Raw genomic sequence first — 19,327 nt, 5'->3', positions numbered from 1 at the left:
CTCAGTGGTGCTCGTAGGCGACCAGCTTGGAAATCCGCGCACGGAAGACCCAGATCTGGTACCAGTTATACATGATCATAACCGGCAGGAAGCCCCCCATTGTCATGGTGAAGGTGATCAGCGACACCTGCGGGCTTGCCCCGTCACGGATGGTCCAGGTCCCCGGAACAAGCCAGGGATGCAGCGTGACCAGCATGCCCAGACCAAGGATCAGCACAGCGGCGTTATACCACAGGATCGCTGCCAGATCACGGTCGCGCAGCGTGTCGCGGCGGACCTGCTCGATGCACCACAGCGCGGCCAGCCCGAACAGCCCCCATGCCCAGAAATGCCGCCCGAACCACGCGTCGCGCGCCCAGTCGAAGAGCACCGCACTCCAGACCAGCGTGACCAGCACAGAGCCGATTGCCAGCCAGAAGATCACAGCCGTCCAGCGGGCCGCATCCTGCCGGATACGCTCGGTTTTCTCAAAACGCGCCCGCACGAAAAGCACCCCCGAAAGCGTGACCGCGACACAGGCGGCAATCCCCGTCCAGATCGAGAAAGCCGAGACGAAATTGAAGGCACCGCCCGCATAATAGGGCAGCTTTCCGGCCTCATGCACCAGCGGAAAGCCCTGCAGGACCGCCCCCACGCTCATGCCGCCGAAGAAGGTGACGGTCAGGCTGGACAGGCCGAACACCCAATCGGTGAAGCGCTGCCATTTCTCGGACGCGAGATGGCGGAATTCGATCGCAACCGCCCGCGACATCACCCCCCAGAGCACGAAGGCCAGAGGCACCATCAGATAATGGAACGCCGAGCCATAGACAAAGGGGAAGGTGCCGAAAAGAATGCCGCCCGCCACGATCAGCCATGTCTCGTTGGCATCCCACGTGCCCGCCATCGCCGCCATGATCGCGCCGCGCTCGTCATGGTCGCCCACCACAAGCCCGAAAATCCCTGCCCCCAGATCGGCCCCGTCCAGCACGATATAAAGAAGCATCGCAACCCCCAGACCAAGCCACCAGGCATTGGCAAGGAAATACTGCATGTCATCAAGTTGGGTCATCTCGTTTTTCTCCCCTCAAACCGGACGGATATATTCGGGACGTTTCGCATGCGGCCCTTCGGGCAGGTCCAGCTCGCCCAGCGTTTCCTCTCCGTCCCCCGCGACGGGGCTGGTCAGGTCGGGCCCGTTCCGGCAGACCTTCAGCAGATACCAGATCGTGCCCGCAATCACGGCGCATTCGAAAATGGCAAAGCCCGCAAACCAGAAGCTGGCCAGACCGACCGACAGGTTGGACATGCCATCCTCGACCCGCATCATCCCGTAGACAATCCACGGCTGACGCCCGATCTCGCGCGTCCACCACCCCGCAATGACCGCGATATACGGTAGCGAAACCATCGCGATACAGACCATCAGGAAGCGGCGCTGAAGCGGCGCATAGCTGGCACAGAGCTGACGACGGTAGCTCAGCCAGCCCCCCCAGAGCGCCACCGCCAGAATGGCCCCGCCAATCGCGACCATGATCCGGAAGCTGTAGAACGGCAGCACCACCGGCGGGCGCTCGTCTTCGGGGAAAGTATTCAACCCCTCGACCGCGCCATTCCACGTTTTGGTTTCAATCAGCGACAGCGCATGCGGGATCTTGATCGACCATGCCAGACCGGTGCCCTCCTTGTTGGGCCAGCCGATGACGTTCCACGCGGTATTGGCGTTCCCATCGGCATCATAGGTGTCATACTGGCCCTCCATCGCCGCCAGCGCCGCCGGTTTATGCTCGAGCACATTCTCGCCCAGCAGATCGCCCAGATAGATCTGGCCCGCCGCCACAACGGCCAGCGCGACAAGGCTGTAACGCAGCGGACGGATGAACAGCTGGACCTCACGGCGCTTGAAGACGAACCATGCGCAGACCGCCACCACAAAACACAAAGACAGCTCGACCGCCGCCAGCAGCATATGCGGGAAAGCCGCGAAGACATTGGGATTGAACAGCGCGGCCAGCCAGTCGGTGACATGGAACATCCCGTCCTTGAACTCGATCCCGGTCGGCGTCTGCATCCAGCTATTGGCCACCAGAATCCACATCGCCGACAGCGTCGAGGACAGCGCCACATTGAATGTCGCAAACAGGTGCATCTTGCGGCTGATCTTACCCCAGCCAAAGATCATCAGACCGATAAAACCGGCCTCATACATGAACGCCGTGATGGTCTCATAGCCCAGCACCTGCCCGAAAAACGGCCCCGCAGCCTGTGAAAACGGCCCGTAAAGGATCCCGAAGGCCATTTCCATCGTCACGCCGGTGGCCACGCCCGCGCCGAAATTGACAATGAAGAGCTTCTCGAAAAAGCGGCACAGCCGGTACCAGCGTTCATCATTGGTACGGAACCATGCCAGTTCGAAACTGAACAGGATGATGGCAAGGCCGATCGTAAGCGGCGGAAACAGGATATGTACGGAAGAGATCAGCGCGAAATCCATCCGCGAGATCAGGACACTGAGTGGATCTGGTTGCATCGCAACGCCTTTTGCTGTGGCAGCGCCCATAGCCCTTGGCCGAGGCCGGAAAAGGCCCTCATGCCCGATATCAGGAAACAACGCCGCATTTGCTGACGCGCCCGTTCCTAAACCCGCAGTGCAAGGCGCGGCATTGGACAAATTGTCCAATGCTGAATACATCTTTTCGCGCGGCACATATCGGGGTTTACGTTTTGTTAATAACAACTTGCCTGACGGTCTTCATGCAGGAAATGAATAGATATGCGCCTTGAAGGAAATTGGTGGGGATTCAGTAAAATAAAGATGTTTCAATGCCCTATGGTAAAATCCTCATCTCAGGTTTTAACTGTAATTTAACCATTTCGCGCTGATCCCTCTCGCGGCAGAGAAACCAAAGGCCCCATACGTACACAAAAGCGCCAAGCGGATCGCCTCCGCTTGACGCCAGCTAACCTGTCAGGACCAATCCCGCTTGCCGTCCATGACTAGCGCGACAGGATCTCCTCGAAACGCTCTCTGGCGCGGCGCGGAATGGTGTCGGGCAGGGTCTGGGGCAAGGGGTCGACCGTTTCCCCGACATCGATCACCATGACCATTCCCATCGCGTAGTGCGGCGTGCATTTGATGCCATAGCGCCCCGCCACATCAAAGCGCACGGTCTCTTCTTTCGAGAGCGGCCCCAGAAACGGAGTTGCGCCTTGGGGGAGCATTTCCTTGATCGAAGCCGCGTTATGGCCCTTTTGTGTGGGCACGAAATGCACGCTGTCGCCAAGGGCGATTGTCAGATGATCCGGCTCATAGACCATTGCCCCTCCCGCGCCGCGGTTCAGCATCTTGACCTCATGGGTTTCGGCCATCACGGCATCGGGCAATAGCAGCGCCGCCACCGCGATACATCCAATAATTGCACAATATTTCAATATACTATCCTCATAATGCCTGTATAAAATGCAGCAAGGGCCTGCCGTCCGGATCGCGGATATGCTGCGCCTCGACCCCGAAGCAGCCGCGCAGATGGTCCAGCGTCAGGACCTCGGACGGGGGGCCGATCGCGCGCAGTCGACCGTGCTCCAGCAAGGCGACCCTATCACAGCCGAACGCCTGATTGAGATCATGCAGCGCGATCACCCGCGTCACCGGCAATGCCCGCACCAAGCCCATAAGGGCCAGTTGATGGCGGATATCCAGATGGTTTGTCGGCTCGTCCAGAAGCAGTAACTCGGGGGTCTGCGCCAATGCCCGTGCGATATGCACCCGCTGCCTCTCGCCCCCCGACAGGCTATGCCAGAGACGGTCCTCCATGCCCTGCATATCCAGCGCCGCCAAGGCCTTGGCCACATGCGCGTCGTCCTGCGCGGTCCAGCCCCGCAAGGGCGACAGAAAGGGGATGCGTCCCAATTCGACCGCTTCGCGCACCCGCAAACGGTCGGTGGTTTCGGCCTGCTGTTCGACAAAGGCGATCTTCTGCGCTCGCGCCCGTGCCGAGATCCTGTGCAATGGCACTGCGCCAAAACGGATCTCGCCCGAGGCGGGTTTGCCCAAGCCCGCCATAAGCCGCATCAGGGTGGATTTCCCCGACCCGTTCGGGCCGATCAGGCCCAGACATTCCCCCGGCTCCAGTTGCAGGGTGATCGCGTGCAGCAGCGGCGTGCGATGCGCCTTGGCGCAAACATTCTCGAGATGCAGGACCATCAGCGCGCGCCCCGCATCAGGATCAGGGCAAAGGCCGGTGCCCCGACCAGCGCCGTCACCACACCGATGGGCAGCACCTGCCCCGGAACGATGATGCGGGCCAGAATATCCGCCGCCACCAGAAACACCGCCCCCGCCAGCGCCGAGGCCGGCACAAGGCGCTGGTGGCGGGTGCCGACCAGAAAGCGCATCGCATGCGGAACCACCAGCCCGACAAAGCCGATCGCCCCTACTTTGGCCACCAGAACCCCCACCATCACCGCTGTGACCGTGATCAGCAAGCCGCGTGTCCTGCGGATATCCACCCCCAACGAGGCCGCGCTCTCGGCACCGAAGGTAAAGGCATCCAGTGCACGCCGGTACCAAAGGCATAGCCCGACGCCCAGACAGGTCACGAAGACCGCCGGGGCCACGTCCTCCCAGCGCACGCCCGACAGATTGCCCATCAGCCAGAACATGATGCCGCGCGCCTGTTCGGCATTGGCAGAGCGGGCAATGATGAAGGCGGTGAGCGCGTTGAACATCTGGCTCCCCGCGATCCCCGCCAGAATGATGGCCGCCGCCCCCTGATTGCCGCGCCCGCCGCCCGGAATGGCATGGGCCAGCGCCACCACCGCCCCGAAGGCGGCCAGCGCCCCGACCAATGCCCCCGCAGACATCGACACGGCGCCCGCGCCGATACCCGCCACGCTGACAAGCACCGCACCGGTCGAAGCCCCTGCCGAAAGCCCCATCAGATAGGGATCGGCCAGAGGGTTCCGCAAAAGCGCCTGCAAGACCACCCCCGTCAAGGCCAGCCCCGCCCCGCAACTGGCGGCGACAATGGCGCGGGGCAGACGGTAGCTCCAGATGATACCGGCATCGATGCGGTCCAGCGGATAGCCCGCCTGCCACAGATGATTGGCCAGAACCTTATAGACGGTGGCCAGCGGCAGGCGGGTCTCGCCAATGGCCGCCCCTGTCAGCACAGTGCCCGCAAGGACCAGCGCGATCCCCCCCCAGACCATCCAAGGCGCGGCGGAGGCGCTCATTCGAAGGTCATATCCGAAAGCGCTTGCGACAGGCTGTCGAGCCCGTAGATGCTGCGCATGGTCGCGCTCATCGCATGGGCATCCATGACCACGATATGCCCCTCCCGCACGGCTTTCATCTGGCTTGCCACAGGGTCGGTCTTCAGAAAGTCCATCTTGGCCGCGACATCATCGGCGGGGAAGCGGCGCCGGTCCATTTTGGCGATCACGATCACATCCGGATCCGCTTTGGCAATGGTCTCCCAACCGACGGTAGGCCATTCCTCGTCCGACTCGATCACATTACGGATGCCGAGTTTACCCATCATATAGCCCGGCGCACCAAGACGACCGGCCACATAGGGGTCCAGCTCCAGATCCGCCGAGGAGAACCAGAAAACGGCCGACAGACCTTCGGGCAGGTCCAGCGCCTGCGCGCGCGCCACGGCTTGGGCTTCTGTCGCCTGCAACGCCGATACCAATGTCCGGCCTGCGGGCTGCACGTTGAAAATCTCGGCAAGCTGGGTGATCCCTTTATAGACCTGCTCGGGGGCAAAGGCCCCGACCCGCGTGCCGTCGCCACCGGTCGAATTGTCCTTGGTGTCGCAATCGGCGGGCATGATATAGGTGTTGATCCCGACATCGTCGAACATCTCGCGCGTGCCGACAATACCGCTCGGCCCGACATGCCATTCATATTGCACCGCAACAAGATCCGGCTTCTGCGCCAGAACACTCTCGAAACTGGGATCGTTATCGGCCAGACGCGGGATCGTCGCATTGACATCGGCAAATTGCGGCAGCACCGGATTGAACCACACCGAGGTGCCCTTGACCTTTCCTGCCAGCCCCAGCGAATAGAGGATCTCGGTCGCCGACTGTCCGATCGTCACCGCGCGCTCCGGTGCCGCCTCGATCGTGAGGCGTTTGCCGCAATTTTCCAGCACCAGCGGATACTGCGTAGCCCCCGTCTGTGCTGGCGTTTGCGCCCAAAGCGGCGTGCTGCCCAAAAGCAGTGCCAGACCGGCCGGTAAAATCAATCTCATATGCCCAATTCCTTCAGAAGGACCGGAAAGCACCATATGGGATGACGGATCCGCCGCCCCGCAGGGCGAAGGGAGACAACCCACCGACACACCCCGTCCGGTTTGAAAATCCGATGTCGGCAGGTCTCCTGACTGGCGCCTCATCGCCATACCGCCCTTCCCAAAGCAGTCGATGCCTGCCTCAGTGGATTCCGGTCCGGCTCTTCGCCTACAGTTGCGGGGGCAGTTCCGGTTCCCGTAGTCCCACGGGGCGGATTCCCTATTATATCCTCTCGGATACCGACGCGATGTGTTTGTCACCCCCGCGCCCCGAGGTCAAGCGGCCAAAGCCCCCAACTGCACGATGCCGCTCTCTGCGCGCCAAATGCCGCAAGGAGCCGCCCGCAAGGGGCGCTTGCACGCAATCCGCCCCGAACCGCCAGCTGTTGCACCAAGGCCAGCCCGACCTTCCCAGTCCCTGCGCGACAGTTTTGCCCATTTAATTCCCCGCGCTTGCAGCCTAAAATGGCAGCAAGACTGCCTAAAGCCTAAAGGGAGCATTCCGCGCATGGCCTCGCCGTTTTTTACCGGACCGGAGAATGGCAGGCCGCCGTCTCCCGCCGCCCATCGTTCGCTGATCTACCGTATGGCGCGGCGGCTCGAGGGATATTCCATCGGCATGGTGCCGGAATTCATTGGTGTCGCCGAAGGGTTGCGCGCCTCGCTGGCCTTTGCGGTGATGGTGCTGACCGCCGCCGCCAGCGGCGAGCCGAAACTGCTTTGGGCGGCATTCGCAGCGTTCTGGGTCTGCCTCTGCGATCCGGGCGGGCGCGACCGGACCCGTATCCGCGCAATGGGCGCCTTCGTGGCCGCCGGAACCCTTGCCGCCTTTCTCGGTGCGGCCAGCGCGGGGCTTGGCCCGCTTTATGCCAGCCTGACGCTGATCCCGCTGATCTTCCTGCCGGCATTGGGCGGCATCTTCGGACCAAGCGGGGCCCAATCGGGCACGCTCATCTGTGTGGTGGGCGGGGTCGCCGTCGGGTTTCCCAATGATCCGGTCGCCTCGCTCCATCTGGCGGGGGCGTTCCTCGTGGGCGGGATCTGGGCGCTGGTGTTCAGTTTCTGGATCTGGAAGCTGCGTTCGCAGGGGCCTGCACGGCGCGCGATCGCTTCGGTTTTCACCCGTCTGGCCGAGATGAACAGCGCCATGGCCGCACGTCTGGGCCGCGAAGAGATCCTCGGGGCGGCAGAACCCGAATACCGTCGCGCGCTGCGGGCCGCCATCGAACGCGCGCGCGGCACGATCCTTGGTCTGGGCAATGGCCATACCCAGTTCATGGCAGAACTGGGCAGCGCCGACCGGATCTTTGCGTCCATGATTGCCCTTGACCATATGCTCAGCGATCCGTTGAGCCCCGAGGAAGAAGCCCCCCTTCGCGAACAGTTGGCCCGTATCGGCGCCCTGCTCAGCGAGGCGCAGATGCAATCCATGACCCGCCATCCCCATCCCGAGCGGCTGGTCTGGGAAGCCGAGGACCTTGCCCGCGCTGCCGACCGCGCCGGTGCGCGCAGTCAGGCCGTGGTGCGCAATCTGGCCGAAGCCTTCCTGCGTTTTGCCGAACATCTGCGCGGCGACAGCCTGTCGGGCAGCGCGCCGCAGCAGGACGGCACGCCGCGCCCAAGCTGGCGGCAGATCCCCGATGCGACCTTGCGCCATGCCCTGCGTCTGACGGTGGCAGTGGTGGTGACCTATCTGGTCTGTGTGGCGCTGGAGATGAAGTATTTCTACTGGGCCACGATGGCCACCATTGTGGTGCTACAGCCCGCGCTCTCGACCACATGGCCGCGCATGCTGGAACGGGTGCTCGGCTCGATTACGGGGGGGCTTTTTGCCGCTGGCCTGTTGGCCCTGTCGCCGGGGCAACTGCCCCTTCTGGCCGTCATTATCCCGACATCCGCAATCACCATCGCGTTCAAACGGGTCAATTATACGATCTTCACCATCGGGGTCAGCGCGCTCTTCGTGTTGGTGACCGAGCTGGTCATGCCCAATCACGGCATTGCCCTCTCGCGGGCGCTGGACAATATTCTGGGGTCGGTCATCGCCTTTATCGTTGGGGCGACCCTCTGGCCCGGACGCGCCGAGCCGCATTTCCGCGATATTCTGGCGCAGGCCGTGCAGGCGAATATGGATTATGCCGCCGCCGCCGTGGGCAGCACGAGCCTGCCCGAGCCGGTCGATGCGCTGCGTCGTCAGGCCGGACTGGAAAGCACCAATGCCGAGACCATCCGCCAGCGCAAGCTGATGGAAGGGCGGCGCGGTGCCGACCAGTTGAACGCGGCGGGCGATGTTCTGGGGGCATTGCGGGTGCTGGCGGGGGCGGTGACCACCCATGCGCTGATCTCGCCCGAAGCCGATCCCGAGAAAGAGCATCTGCTCCGGCAGACCGCGCAGTCTTTCGCCGATGCCATCCGCCATGCGGGCGATGCCTCCCTGCCCGCTTTGCCCGCGCAGACCTCGCCCACGGACCTCCGCAAGGCGCTTGAGTTGCTGCAAAACCGGCTTGACCTCTATCTGAAAGCCTGAGCGGCGCCTTTTTGCTAGGCAAACGTCCGACCCTCTCCCTGCAAATCCGGCGATCACGCCGGATTTCTCTCGCCATCGGCCCGCCGGAGGCGAAGATACGCCCGAGAAACCGCGGATATCTGGGGCAAGGGCGATGAGAATTCTGGTGATCGGGGCAGGTGTGATCGGCACGACCAGCGCATGGGCGCTGCAAGAGCAAGGCCATGATGTCTGCCTGATCGAGCGCCAAAGCACCGCCGCCGAGGGCACATCCCACGCCAATGCGGGGATGATCACCCCCGGCTATACCGCGCCGTGGCCCGCCCCCAAAATCTGGCGCAAACTGCCCAGATGGCTGTTACAGACCCACACGCCTTTCGCGATATCCCCCCCTCTGTCGCGCCGTGATCTGCGCTGGATGCTGGCCAGCCTGCGCCAGTGCCGCGCAAAATGCTACACGGCCAATATTCAGGCCATGATGGCCCTGTCGGTCTATAGTCAGGCGATGATGGCCCGCCTTCGCGACACTGTGCCACTGCACTATGCACAGCGCTTTGGCGGGACCTTGCAACTGTTCCGCCATCCCGTCAGCCTGACGGATCTGCGCCTGCATACCGACTATCTGGATCAGCGCGAGATCCCCTATGAGGTGCTGGACCGCGCGGGCTGCCTTGCCAGGGAACCGGGGCTGGAACGGGCCGAAACACCGCCCGTCAGCGGGCTTTACATGCCGCAGGATGAAACCGGTGACTGCTGCCTTTTTACCAGACAGCTTGCCGCCGCCTTTGTCGCACGGGGCGGCGAGATCCGCTATGACACCCCTGTTTCCGGCCTTCTGGTGGAAAACGGCCATGTGAGAGGGGCGATGGACCAAAAGGGCGAGGCGCTGCGCGCCGAACGGGTGGTGCTCTGCACCGGTCACGAAACACCAGCCCTGCTGGCCCCGCTGGGGCTGGACCTGCCGATTGCCGCGCTCAAGGGCTATTCGATGACGGTGCCGCTGCGCATACCTGCCTACGGGCCGCAATCCACCGTGCTGGATGACACCTATAAAGTGGCGCTGACACGGCTGGAGAACACGATCCGCGTGGGGGGCATCGCCGAGATTGCAGGCGGGCGACAAGGGCTGACCCGACGCCATCTGGAAACCCTGCGCCTGTCGCTGGCAAGCCTGTTCCCCGACAGCTATGTGGCCGAAGAGGCGCAATTCTGGGCCGGTCAGCGCCCCACCACACCGACCAATCTGCCGTTCATCGCAGAGACCGCGCTTGCGGGGCTTTATGTCAATGCCGGTCACGGGACGTTCGGCTGGACAATGGCCGCAGGCGCGGCAGCTTTGCTGGCCGATCTGGTCAGCGGCACCCCGAGCCCGATTTCCGCAGCCCCCTACAGGGTGCGAAAATAATCGTTGCACCGCTTGCGCCCCGATAGCGGGCCGACGTAAATTATCCGGCAGGTTCTGGACTGCTTTCATACGGAAAACCATCTTGCCCCAACGCGCCGCTTCCCCGTTTTTTGTGGTCTTCACACTGACCTGCGCCGGATTTCTATCCGGATGCGGGCTTGGCCATCGGGCCACGCCGGAGGAATGCATGGAACGCGCCATGTATTTCGAATCCAACCGCTCCAGCCGCGATGGCATGGTGGCCGTGGGCAGCGTGGTGATGAACCGTGTGAAGTCACCGGATTTCCCGAACACCGTCTGCGGTGTCGTCAGCCAGAAAAACCAGTTTGCCCGCGGGATCATGTCGCGCAAGATGGACACCCGCTCGGCTCCCTATCTGCGCGAGGCCGCCCGCGCCGTGCTGCGCGGAGAGCGTCACCCCTATATCCAGAACGCGCAATATTTCCATACCGCCAGCTATCGCGCCTCTTATAACAATATCGATTATGTGCTGACCACCGGCGGCAATGCCTTCTATCAAAAACGCCGTCCGGAAAACGTTGTGAATGCCAGCCCGCTGCCGCCTTTGGAAGGCATAACCGGCTATTGAGACCCTAAAGCGGCGGGGGCGGCCCTAGGCCAGCCCAACCACCCGCCCCTTACGGGCCTCGATTTCCCGATACAGCAGCTCGGCAAGGTTTTTGTTGGCGACGGTTTCGATGCCCTGAAATCCCGGCGAGGAATTGACCTCCAGCACTTTCGGCCCGTCTTTCGCCCGCAACAGGTCAACCCCCGCGATACCCAGCCCGAAGCTGCGCGCCGCCTTGACCGCCATCCGCCTTTCCTGCGTGGTGATCTTCACCGCCTCGCCGGTGCCGCCCTGATGCAGGTTGGAGCGGAAATCCCCCTCGGCCCCCTTGCGCTTCATCGCGGCAACAACCTTGCCCCCGATCACCAGACAGCGGATGTCTTCCCCTGCGGCTTCGCGCACGAAATGCTGCACCAGAAAATTCGCCTTCAGGCCGCGAAACGCCGAAATCACGCTTTCCGCCGCTTTGCGGGTCTCGGCCAGAACGACCCCCTTGCCCTGCGTCGATGCCAGAAGCTTCACGATCAGCGGCGCGCCGCCCACCAGCTCGATCAGATTCGTCGTGTCCTTGGGCGAGGCCGCAAAAGCCGTATCGGGCATGCCGATCCCCGCGCTTGCCAGTATCTGATGCGCCCAGAGCTTGTCGCGCGAGGCCATGATCCCGTGAGACCCGTTCACACAATAGGTGCCCAGGGTTTCGAACTGCCGCAGAACGGCAGCGCCGTAAGGAGTAATCGTGGCCCCGATCCGCGGGATCACCACATCATAGCGGGGCAGCTTGCGCCCGTCATAGTAGATTTCCGGCGCCAGCGTATTGATCGCCATATAGCAGCGCGTCGTGTCGATCGCATCGACCTTATGGCCCCGCGCGCGTCCCTCATCCACCAGACGCTGGGTCGTATAATTGTCTTCGCGGGTCAGGATGGCGATGCGCAGGCTGGGGCGGCTTTGCGCATCGGCGGCCAGCGTCTCATAGGCGGCATAGTTCAATTCGGGTTGTAGACGGCGCACGGCAGGCAGCACCGTCACATGATCGCGCAGGGCCTGACGGCCCAGCAACATCCGGCTAGCCATTGTGCTACGGTCGGTCAGCGTGATCTCGATCGGCCAGCTTTCGCCATCCACCGCCACCGTGGTGCCGATGACATAGCGCTGCTCGGTCTCGCCATTGGAAGACGTCACCTCGCGCCGGTCCAGTAGCGGTGTCTCGCAGCGGATGGCAATCGCGTCATTATCGGGCACCGGATGCAGGGTAAACTGCACCAACGGCGCGTCTGCCGGACCGCTCAGCGTAATCTCCGATGCGTGCAAGGCAGAGGTGCGCGCGCCCGTATCCACCTTGGCGAGAATGGCCGACACACCGAGATCGGGCAGCGACAGCCATTCTTCCCACCCCATTTGCAACGGCGTCTTTGCCATCAGCCAACCCTTTCGCGCATTTTGTGAAAACATGCCACAGGGAGGAAGACGCCCGTATGACAAAAGAGGCCATCCTCGAACAGCCTCTTCCGCGCCGCCTCTAGCGATCAATCAGGCGCAACGCAAGAGCCCCGCACCACACGATCCTGCGCCTCACAGGCGCGTTCCCCCTTAGTGCAAGAGCTTCGACCCCGTGCGCGCAAGCGGCGTCTCCGAGGCGCCGGACCAGCCTGCCGTCCGTGCCGCCGCCCCCTGTATCAGCTCTTCGACCCGCACCCAAAGATCCAGCAGATCCTCCATCTGCTGCGAGAGGGTCTCTTTCTCTTCGGCGCGCGCTGCATTTTCATGGATCTTCAGAAGCTTATGCAGCTTTTGCAGGCCCAGAATCCCTGCCGATCCCGCCAGCTGATGGGCCACGCCCGCATAGGCCTCCAGATCACCATACATCAGATGTTGCTGCAAAGCCGAAATCCGTCTGCGCCCTTCCTGCAGGAACGCCTCCTGCAGGGTGGCAAATTCGGCAGGGCCGTACATTTCCAGCAAATCGTCACGCGTGGATTGATCGACAAACTCGTCCCCCGGCGTTCCGGCCTGTGCAGAAGGCCGATGATGGGCCTGCAACAAACGGTTCAGCGCCGCACGATTGATCGGCTTGCACACGACATCGTCACAACCCGCAGCCTGCAGATCCGCTGCGGCCTCGCGCGAGATATTCGCCGTGACCGCAACAATGGTCGTATCGCTATTGGGCCCCTCGCCCGCGCGGATGATACGGGTGGCCTGCATCCCGTCCAGCACCGGCATATTGAGATCCATCAGGATCAGATCGAATTTCTGCTTGCGCGCGGCATCCACCCCGTCTTGCCCGTCAATCGCCATTGTAACACGGTGCTGGCCCTGCAAAAGCATCTGGCGAAGAACCTCGCGGTTAAGCGCGTTATCCTCCACAATCAGAATGTCGCGCGGCGGCACCGGCGGCGGCGGGGCGGCGTCTTTGGCCTGATGGTCAGCAGAGTGGCGCACAATCGCACAGGGCGCAGGCAGCGAGAACCAGAACACCGTGCCCTCCCCCGGCTCGCTCTCCACGCGGATCTCGCCACCCATCGCTTTCAACAGCCGCCGCACGATACCAAGGCCAAGCCCCGTGCCCGAAATATCCTGCGCGCCCACCGGCAGGATCGACACGAAATCGTCGAAAATCCGCTCTTGGTCGGCGCGCGAAATGCCGATACCACTGTCGATAACGCGAATTTCCAGCGACTGCCCCGCCATCGCATATTCCAGCTCGATCTGGACCACCCCGTTGCGGGTGAACTTGATCCCGTTCCCGATGATGTTCATCAACACCTGCCGCAGGCGGGCCGGATCCCCGATCACCGCCTTCGGAATCGAATTCGTCGCCTCGACCGAAAGGCTATTGCCGCGCCCCGTCGCAGCCGGTCGCAAGGTCGTGGCCACATCAACAACCAGGGAATAAGGGTCGAAATCGATCTTCGCCAGTTCCAGCTTGCCGGCATCCAGCCGCTCGACATCCAGCACATCATTCACATGATGCAGAAGGGATTTCCCCGCAAACTCCATCGCCTCGACAAAAGACGCCTGTCGCTCATCCAACTGGGTATCGCGGATCAGCTCGAGTGATCCGAGCAACCCGTTCAAAGGGGTACGCAGCTCGTGGCTCATCACCGAAACAAAGCGCGATTTTTCACGTTCGCCCGCCAGCGCACGATCCCGCGCGGCAATCAGCTCGGCATTGGCCGCCACCCTACGGGAAATATCCCGCAGATAGATCACGCGGAGTTTCCCCGAATGGACCTGCGCCTCGCGCATTGACAGTTCTGCCGGAAACTCATCGCCATTGGCGCGTTTGGCCTGAAGTTCCAAAAGCCCCCTGCGCGGCTGCAGATCCTCGGGCAAAACCACGAATTCCTCCAGACTTGCCCCGATCGCCTCGCCTTTGCTACAACCCAGAATACTTTCCGCCGCCCCGTTGAACTCGAGAATGCGCGACTGTTCATCGGCCACAATCACCGCATCGACCGAAGCATTCACCACCGCGGTGATCCTCGTCATGGCATCGCGCAGCGACACGGCCTTTTGCTGCCCGAACCGCCACAAGATCCACAAGGCCACGGCACTGACCGCCAAAATCGCGAAAAGCACCAGCGTCATCACCGCCAGTTTGACAAGCGCCGCAAAAACAAGCTCGCGCTGGTCCTTGATCTGCTCGGAAAAAATCGCAAGCCCCGTCAGCGCCAAGGCCCGCAGATCTCCTTCGGCAGACCGCGCCTCGCTTTCGATCTGCGCTTTCATCTGCGTGGTGAAGGGCTGCTGCGCATCAAGACGGGCGGCGGTATGGTCCAGAAAAAGCTGGATCGACGCCAAGGGCTTGGCCCCGCCCTCATTCCGTAATATGGCGCGGAATCCCGACCCTTCCGACACCGTCTGGATGCGGCTGTAGAAGATATCGAACCGTCGTCCGAACTCATCGACAGAGTCAGGGTCATCCGGCTGCGCGGACAGAAGTGCCAGACGCATCCGGTCATATTCGACCTCGATCTGCGACAGGGTCCATTGCGGACTGTCCGAATTGGCACTGGCGAGCGTGTCGATTTCCAACGCGACCTGCCGCGCGTTCCGCGTAATCCCGAAAATCGCCAGCGCCACAAAGATCAGCAGCCCGAAGGCCGCAATCGAGCGGTTTCGCCGTGTCACATCGCGGATGAACCGATGACTCATAGCCGTTCAGATCCTTATTGCAGGATCTCGATTTTCACGACCTGCCAGATGCTGCGCGAATAGATGACCTCGTTGCGCAGATCTTCGTCGGAATCAAAGGGGTAAACCAGCCAGAGCGGCCCTTTGTCACGTACGGACATGACCGACCCGTTGCGTTCATAGGCCAGAAGAGCCTCATGTTGACGCAAATCGGACACCGGCACGGTCACCGAGTAATCATTGACCGCCGTCAGCTTCACCGATCCGCCCGTCACATGGAAAGCGGCAAGGAAATCCGCCATGTAAATCCCCGTAAAGGCTTGCGGGCCTTGGGTCCATGTGGTGGTTGTGGTGAAGCTTGCGGCTGGCAGAGCCTTCAGCGCAGCCATATCCATCGGCACCGGCCCGTCGTGATCGGGCGCGCCAAGCACCGTCAGAACGGTCTGTGCCGCATGGCTGGGAAGCGGGGTCAGCGCGGAGGCGATGACAAGAGCAAGAATGGCAAGGGCAGACTTCAGGTAGCGCACGGGCCTACTCCGGTTGAAAACGGGACGCGCCGCAGATCGGCGCAAGAGATGCACAATCAATAGAGGGCAACTCTTAATTCATTGGTAATGACGGCCTCTTTCCGGTCTGTGCAGCCAGTGAGTGGTCTCTGCGCTTATGCTGCCCCGCCTGCGGGGTTTTCCTTTTATAATTCAGCCCCTAGCTTGAGACCCATGTTGAAAACCGCAGCTGCAGGACAGGCATCGTGACATCAAACTATATCCCACCCAAAATCTGGTCCGCCCCCGAAGAAACCGGCGGACGGTTTGGCGCCATCAATCAACCTACGGCAGGGGCGCGATTCGAAAAGGCTCTCCCCAAAGGTGAGCATGCTTTGCAGCTTTACTCTCTGGGCACCCCGAACGGCCAGAAGGTCACCATTCTTCTTGAAGAGCTGCTGGCCGCAGGTCACGATGCAGAATACGATGCATGGCTGATCGAAATCATGAAGCTCGACCAGTTCGGCTCGGGCTTTGTTGAAATTAATCCCAATTCGAAAATTCCGGCGATGGTCGATCATGGCACCCCCGAGCCGGTACGTGTGTTCGAATCCGGTTCGATCCTGATGTACCTCGCCGAAAAATTCGGCGCCTTCCTGCCTGCTTCGGGCGCCGCCCGCACCGAGGTGATGAACTGGCTGTTCTGGCAGATGGGCTCGGCCCCGTTCCTGGGCGGAGGCTTTGGGCATTTCTATGCCTATGCGCCAGAAAAGCTTGAATATCCGATCAACCGCTATGCGATGGAGGTCAAGCGCCAGCTGGATGTGCTGGACCGCACGCTGGCCGAGCGTCCCTTTATCGCGGGGGATGACTATTCCATCGCGGATATGGCGATCTACCCGTGGTATGGCGGGTTGGTCGAAGGCAAACGCTATGGCGACGCCGCGACCTTCCTACAGGTGCAGGACTACACGCATCTCGCGCGCTGGACCGCAGAAATGGCCGCCCGCCCGGCGGTTCAACGCGGCTGCCGTGTCAATTCTATGGGCGAGAACGGCGTACCGAACCGCCATAGCGCCGCCGATCTGGACTAAGTCAGACCGATCATGCGGCCCCAAACCGCATGGTCTTTTCACGACGCCCGAAGCTCTTTCGCTGATGGACGGTTTCGGCATTCGGCATAAGATGGGGGGATCGCGTGACGGTCTTCCTACGGCGCGGGCTGTTGCCGCTTCCCGCATCCTATTCCGGCACGCGCACGGTCGTGTTTACCGGCGGGAGCTTTGACCATATCTCGGATATGGGCGGGTTCGGGCAGGATGCCCCATAAAAAAGGCCACATAAAAAGGCCGGGGTCTCCCCCGGCCTGTTTGATTACCACGCGGTCAGAACCGTACCGTGATAGCTGTCTTGGATGAATTTCTTCACCTCATCCGAATGATAGGCCTCAACCAGCGTTTTCACCCAAGGCTGATCCTCATCGCCTTTACGCACCACGATGATATTCACATAGGGGCTATCGGCTTTTTCCATCGCAATGGAATCCGTCTTGGGGTTCAGACCCGAGGCAATCGCGTAATTGGTGTTGATGATCGCGATATCGGTATCGGCCAGCGAGCGCGGCAGCTGGGCGGCGTCCAGTTCAAGGAAGGAGAGCTTCTTGGGGTTTTCCACCACATCCAGCGTCGAGGGCACAAGACCCGTACCATCGGCCAGTTTGATCAGCCCCAGATCCTGCAACAGCAGAAGCGCGCGGCCGCCATTGGTCGGATCGTTCGGGATCGCGACTTTCGCGCCATCCGCCAGATCTTTCATATCCTTGATCTTGTCGGAATAGATGCCCATCGGCGTGGTGATCGTATCGGCCACCGGCACCAGATCGAACCCGCGATCCTTGATCTGGTTGTCCAGATAGGGCTTGTGCTGGAAAGAGTTGGCCTGAATGTCGCCATCGGCCAGCGCCTGGTTCGGCACGACGTAATCCGAGAATTCGACGATATCGATATCAAGGCCCAGCGGCTCGGCGACCTTTTTGACCTCTTCCATGATCTCGGCATGTTCGCCCGGCGACACACCGACCTTGATCTCTTCGGCCATAGCAGCCGCCGCCGAAAGCGCCAGCACAGAGGTGAGGGTAAGAATACGCAGCATGAGAATGCTCCTTAACTGAGATTATTGTCCGCGGCTTTTAGGCGCGCGTTTATCCACCCGTGCGGCAATCCATTCGCCAATCGACTGGACCAGCTGCACGAGCACAATGAGAATGACGACCACCGCCAGCATGACCTCGGGCATGAAGCGCTGATAGCCGTAGCGGATGCCCAGATCGCCCAGACCCTCGCCGCCGACCGCGCCCACCATGGCCGAATAGCCGATCAGTGACACCACCGCGAGCGTCAGCCCCAGCGTGATGGAAGGGGCGGCCTCGGGGATCAGCACCTTGCGGATGATCTGCATGGGCGTGGCACCCATCGACCGCGCGGCTTCGATCAGCCCGCCATCGACCTCGCGGATGGCGTTTTCGATCAGCCGCGCGATGAAGGGCACCGCCGCAATCGTCAACGGCACAATAGCCGCCGTGGTGCCGATAGAGGTGCCCGCGATGAAACGGGTGAAGGGGATGATCGCCACCACCAGAATGATGAAAGGCACCGAGCGCGTGGCATTCACCACCAGCCCCAGCACCTTATTGACCAAAGGCGCCGAAAGCAGTTCGCCCTTTTGCGAGCAGGCAAGGAAGGTCCCCAAGGGCAGCCCGAACACCGTGCCCAGAAGCGCCGAGATCGCCACCATATAAAGCGTCTGGCCGGTGGCCTCGATCAGCAGGTGGATAAGGTTAGCCGACATAGCCCAGAACCTCCGTCGTCAGATTGTGGCGCTCCAGGTAAGCCCGCGCCTCGGCCCCGCGTTGGGCGGGCAGCGAGACCAGAAGATTGCCGAAGGGCCGCCCGCTGATTTCCTCGACCGCGCCGGCAAGGATATTGACCGAGATCCCAAGATCGCGCCCCAGAAGCGCCAGCATCGGGTCGGTCGCATGTTGGCCCGCAAAGGTCACGCGGATTACCTCTTCACTGCCCGCGGTTTCGTGCAGGCGGGAGGCCACGAAATCGGGCAGCGTCACGCCGGTCACCCCCGACAGGAAGCTGCGGGTCGTGGGATGCTGGGGCCGCACGAAGACATCATAGGTCTCCCCCGCCTCGACGATCCTGCCGCCATCGATTACCGCCACATGGCTGGCGATATCGCGCACCACGGCCATCTCATGGGTGATCAGCAGAACGGTCAGCCCCAGATCGCGGTTGATATCGCGCAGAAGCTGCAGAACGGTCTGGGTGGTCTCGGGGTCCAGCGCCGAGGTCGCCTCATCCGACAGCAGAACCTTCGGATTGGTGGCCAGCGCCCGCGCGATCCCCACGCGCTGCTTCTGCCCGCCCGACAGCTCGGCCGGATAGCGGTCGGCCTGTACGCCCAGACCCACGCGCTCGATCAACTCGGCCACGCGCGGCTTGATCTGCGCTTTGGGCACCCCCGCCACCTCGAGAGGCAGCGCGATATTGTCGCGCACCGTGCGCGAGGCCAGAAGGTTGAAATGCTGGAAGATCATGCCGACATCGCGACGGATCGCGCGCAGCGCGCCCCCGCGGGCCGCCCCCACATCATGGCCCGCCACGATCACCCGCCCCGAGCTCGGCACCTCAAGCCCGTTGACCATCCGCAGAAGCGTCGATTTCCCCGCGCCTGACCGCCCGATGATGCCGGTGATCGTCCCGGGCGTCACATCCAGAGACACCTCCGACAGCGCATCGAACCGCCCGCCACCCGGCTTGGAGTAAGATTTGCTGACCGCCTCGAAACGGATCGCGGCCCCTTGGCCTGCGGCGGCACCCGAGGGGGAAAGATCGTCTGATATGCTCATCTTACTCGGGTCCATACGGTTTGAACGGTTGG

At 62.1% G+C, this 19,327-nt stretch carries 17 protein-coding genes and 1 riboswitch; of the genes, 5 read left to right on the top strand and 12 right to left on the bottom strand.

The window, feature by feature from the left end; genetic code table 11:
- Position 1: 1 nt before the first annotated feature.
- From RPE78_RS15540 to RPE78_RS15515, 6 genes are all read right to left on the bottom strand, one after another.
- The gene (locus tag RPE78_RS15540; protein ID WP_330647000.1) at positions 2-1,051 is read right to left on the bottom strand and encodes a cytochrome d ubiquinol oxidase subunit II; all 1,050 of its coding nucleotides are present in this window, start codon (positions 1,049-1,051) and stop codon (positions 2-4) included.
- Between the two features lie 15 nt (positions 1,052-1,066).
- Entirely contained in the window at positions 1,067-2,509 is a 1,443-nt protein-coding gene (locus RPE78_RS15535; protein ID WP_330646998.1) for a cytochrome ubiquinol oxidase subunit I, read from the bottom strand.
- A 467-nt stretch (positions 2,510-2,976) separates the two neighbouring features.
- Positions 2,977-3,411, bottom strand: a complete 435-nt coding sequence (locus RPE78_RS15530; protein ID WP_406721691.1) for a pseudoazurin — start codon at positions 3,409-3,411, stop codon at positions 2,977-2,979.
- Positions 3,412-3,421: 10 nt separating this feature from the next.
- Positions 3,422-4,183, bottom strand: a complete 762-nt coding sequence (locus RPE78_RS15525; RefSeq protein WP_330646995.1) for an ABC transporter ATP-binding protein — start codon at positions 4,181-4,183, stop codon at positions 3,422-3,424.
- A complete protein-coding gene (locus RPE78_RS15520) occupies positions 4,183-5,190 on the bottom strand; it encodes a FecCD family ABC transporter permease (RefSeq protein ID WP_406721704.1) in 1,008 nt (335 codons plus the stop codon). Before RPE78_RS15520 ends, RPE78_RS15525 begins: the two co-directional genes overlap by 1 nt.
- Before the next feature lie 20 nt (positions 5,191-5,210).
- Positions 5,211-6,239, bottom strand: a complete 1,029-nt coding sequence (locus tag RPE78_RS15515; protein WP_330646993.1) for an ABC transporter substrate-binding protein — start codon at positions 6,237-6,239, stop codon at positions 5,211-5,213.
- A 100-nt stretch (positions 6,240-6,339) separates the two neighbouring features.
- Positions 6,340-6,538: riboswitch (cobalamin riboswitch) on the bottom strand.
- Between the two features lie 248 nt (positions 6,539-6,786).
- Here RPE78_RS15515 and RPE78_RS15510 point away from each other — a divergent pair.
- The 3 genes from RPE78_RS15510 (at position 6,787) to RPE78_RS15500 (ending at position 10,778) form a co-directional block, all read left to right on the top strand.
- Entirely contained in the window at positions 6,787-8,805 is a 2,019-nt protein-coding gene (locus tag RPE78_RS15510) for an FUSC family protein (protein ID WP_330646992.1), read from the top strand.
- Positions 8,806-8,938: 133 nt separating this feature from the next.
- On the top strand, positions 8,939-10,189 hold the full coding sequence (locus RPE78_RS15505) for a D-amino acid dehydrogenase (protein WP_330646991.1): 1,251 nt from the start codon (positions 8,939-8,941) through the stop codon (positions 10,187-10,189).
- A 124-nt stretch (positions 10,190-10,313) separates the two neighbouring features.
- Positions 10,314-10,778, top strand: coding sequence for a cell wall hydrolase (locus tag RPE78_RS15500; RefSeq protein ID WP_330647278.1), 465 nt, complete (start codon positions 10,314-10,316; stop codon positions 10,776-10,778).
- Positions 10,779-10,802: 24 nt separating this feature from the next.
- On the opposite strand, the gene rimK is transcribed toward RPE78_RS15500, so the two are convergent.
- From rimK to RPE78_RS15485, 3 genes are all read right to left on the bottom strand, one after another.
- Entirely contained in the window at positions 10,803-12,176 is a 1,374-nt protein-coding gene (rimK, locus tag RPE78_RS15495) for a 30S ribosomal protein S6--L-glutamate ligase (protein WP_330646990.1), read from the bottom strand.
- Positions 12,177-12,347: 171 nt separating this feature from the next.
- On the bottom strand, positions 12,348-14,915 hold the full coding sequence (locus RPE78_RS15490) for an ATP-binding protein (RefSeq protein WP_330646988.1): 2,568 nt from the start codon (positions 14,913-14,915) through the stop codon (positions 12,348-12,350).
- 14 nt (positions 14,916-14,929) lie between these two features.
- Positions 14,930-15,421, bottom strand: a complete 492-nt coding sequence (locus RPE78_RS15485) for a molybdopterin-dependent oxidoreductase (RefSeq protein WP_330646986.1) — start codon at positions 15,419-15,421, stop codon at positions 14,930-14,932.
- 221 nt (positions 15,422-15,642) lie between these two features.
- Between RPE78_RS15485 and yghU the strand changes: the two genes are divergently transcribed.
- Both yghU and RPE78_RS15475 read left to right on the top strand, forming a co-directional pair.
- Positions 15,643-16,473, top strand: coding sequence for a glutathione-dependent disulfide-bond oxidoreductase (gene yghU / locus RPE78_RS15480; protein WP_330647277.1), 831 nt, complete (start codon positions 15,643-15,645; stop codon positions 16,471-16,473).
- Positions 16,474-16,577: 104 nt separating this feature from the next.
- Positions 16,578-16,709: a hypothetical protein gene (locus RPE78_RS15475; RefSeq protein ID WP_406721690.1), complete on the top strand. Its 132-nt coding sequence runs from the start codon at positions 16,578-16,580 to the stop codon at positions 16,707-16,709.
- 44 nt (positions 16,710-16,753) lie between these two features.
- On the opposite strand, the gene RPE78_RS15470 is transcribed toward RPE78_RS15475, so the two are convergent.
- Genes RPE78_RS15470 through RPE78_RS15460 form a run of 3 tightly spaced genes read right to left on the bottom strand, consistent with a single transcriptional unit; the run spans position 16,754 to position 19,295 of the window.
- Positions 16,754-17,530, bottom strand: a complete 777-nt coding sequence (locus RPE78_RS15470) for a MetQ/NlpA family ABC transporter substrate-binding protein (protein ID WP_330646985.1) — start codon at positions 17,528-17,530, stop codon at positions 16,754-16,756.
- Between the two features lie 21 nt (positions 17,531-17,551).
- On the bottom strand, positions 17,552-18,226 hold the full coding sequence (locus RPE78_RS15465; protein ID WP_330646983.1) for a methionine ABC transporter permease: 675 nt from the start codon (positions 18,224-18,226) through the stop codon (positions 17,552-17,554).
- Entirely contained in the window at positions 18,216-19,295 is a 1,080-nt protein-coding gene (locus tag RPE78_RS15460) for a methionine ABC transporter ATP-binding protein (protein ID WP_330646982.1), read from the bottom strand. The genes RPE78_RS15465 and RPE78_RS15460 overlap by 11 nt, the downstream gene beginning before the upstream one ends.
- Positions 19,296-19,327 lie beyond the last annotated feature (32 nt).

The organism is Thioclava litoralis, from assembly GCF_045278885.1.
Lineage (GTDB): Bacteria > Pseudomonadota > Alphaproteobacteria > Rhodobacterales > Rhodobacteraceae > Thioclava > Thioclava litoralis.
Note: the sequence above shows the minus strand (reverse complement) of the source record. Positions and strands in the feature narration are given on the sequence as shown.

Coding starts and splice junctions, on each gene's coding strand:
- RPE78_RS15540 (WP_330647000.1), bottom strand. CDS start 1,051: ATGACCCAACTTGATGACATGCAGTATTTCCTTGCCAATGCCTGGTGG.
- RPE78_RS15535 (WP_330646998.1), bottom strand. CDS start 2,509: ATGCAACCAGATCCACTCAGTGTCCTGATCTCGCGGATGGATTTCGCG.
- RPE78_RS15525 (WP_330646995.1), bottom strand. CDS start 4,183: ATGGTCCTGCATCTCGAGAATGTTTGCGCCAAGGCGCATCGCACGCCG.
- RPE78_RS15520 (WP_406721704.1), bottom strand. CDS start 5,190: ATGGTCTGGGGGGGGATCGCGCTGGTCCTTGCGGGCACTGTGCTGACA.
- RPE78_RS15515 (WP_330646993.1), bottom strand. CDS start 6,239: ATGAGATTGATTTTACCGGCCGGTCTGGCACTGCTTTTGGGCAGCACG.
- RPE78_RS15510 (WP_330646992.1), top strand. CDS start 6,787: ATGGCCTCGCCGTTTTTTACCGGACCGGAGAATGGCAGGCCGCCGTCT.
- RPE78_RS15505 (WP_330646991.1), top strand. CDS start 8,939: ATGAGAATTCTGGTGATCGGGGCAGGTGTGATCGGCACGACCAGCGCA.
- rimK (WP_330646990.1), bottom strand. CDS start 12,176: ATGGCAAAGACGCCGTTGCAAATGGGGTGGGAAGAATGGCTGTCGCTG.
- RPE78_RS15490 (WP_330646988.1), bottom strand. CDS start 14,915: ATGAGTCATCGGTTCATCCGCGATGTGACACGGCGAAACCGCTCGATT.
- RPE78_RS15470 (WP_330646985.1), bottom strand. CDS start 17,530: ATGCTGCGTATTCTTACCCTCACCTCTGTGCTGGCGCTTTCGGCGGCG.
- RPE78_RS15465 (WP_330646983.1), bottom strand. CDS start 18,226: ATGTCGGCTAACCTTATCCACCTGCTGATCGAGGCCACCGGCCAGACG.
- RPE78_RS15460 (WP_330646982.1), bottom strand. CDS start 19,295: ATGAGCATATCAGACGATCTTTCCCCCTCGGGTGCCGCCGCAGGCCAA.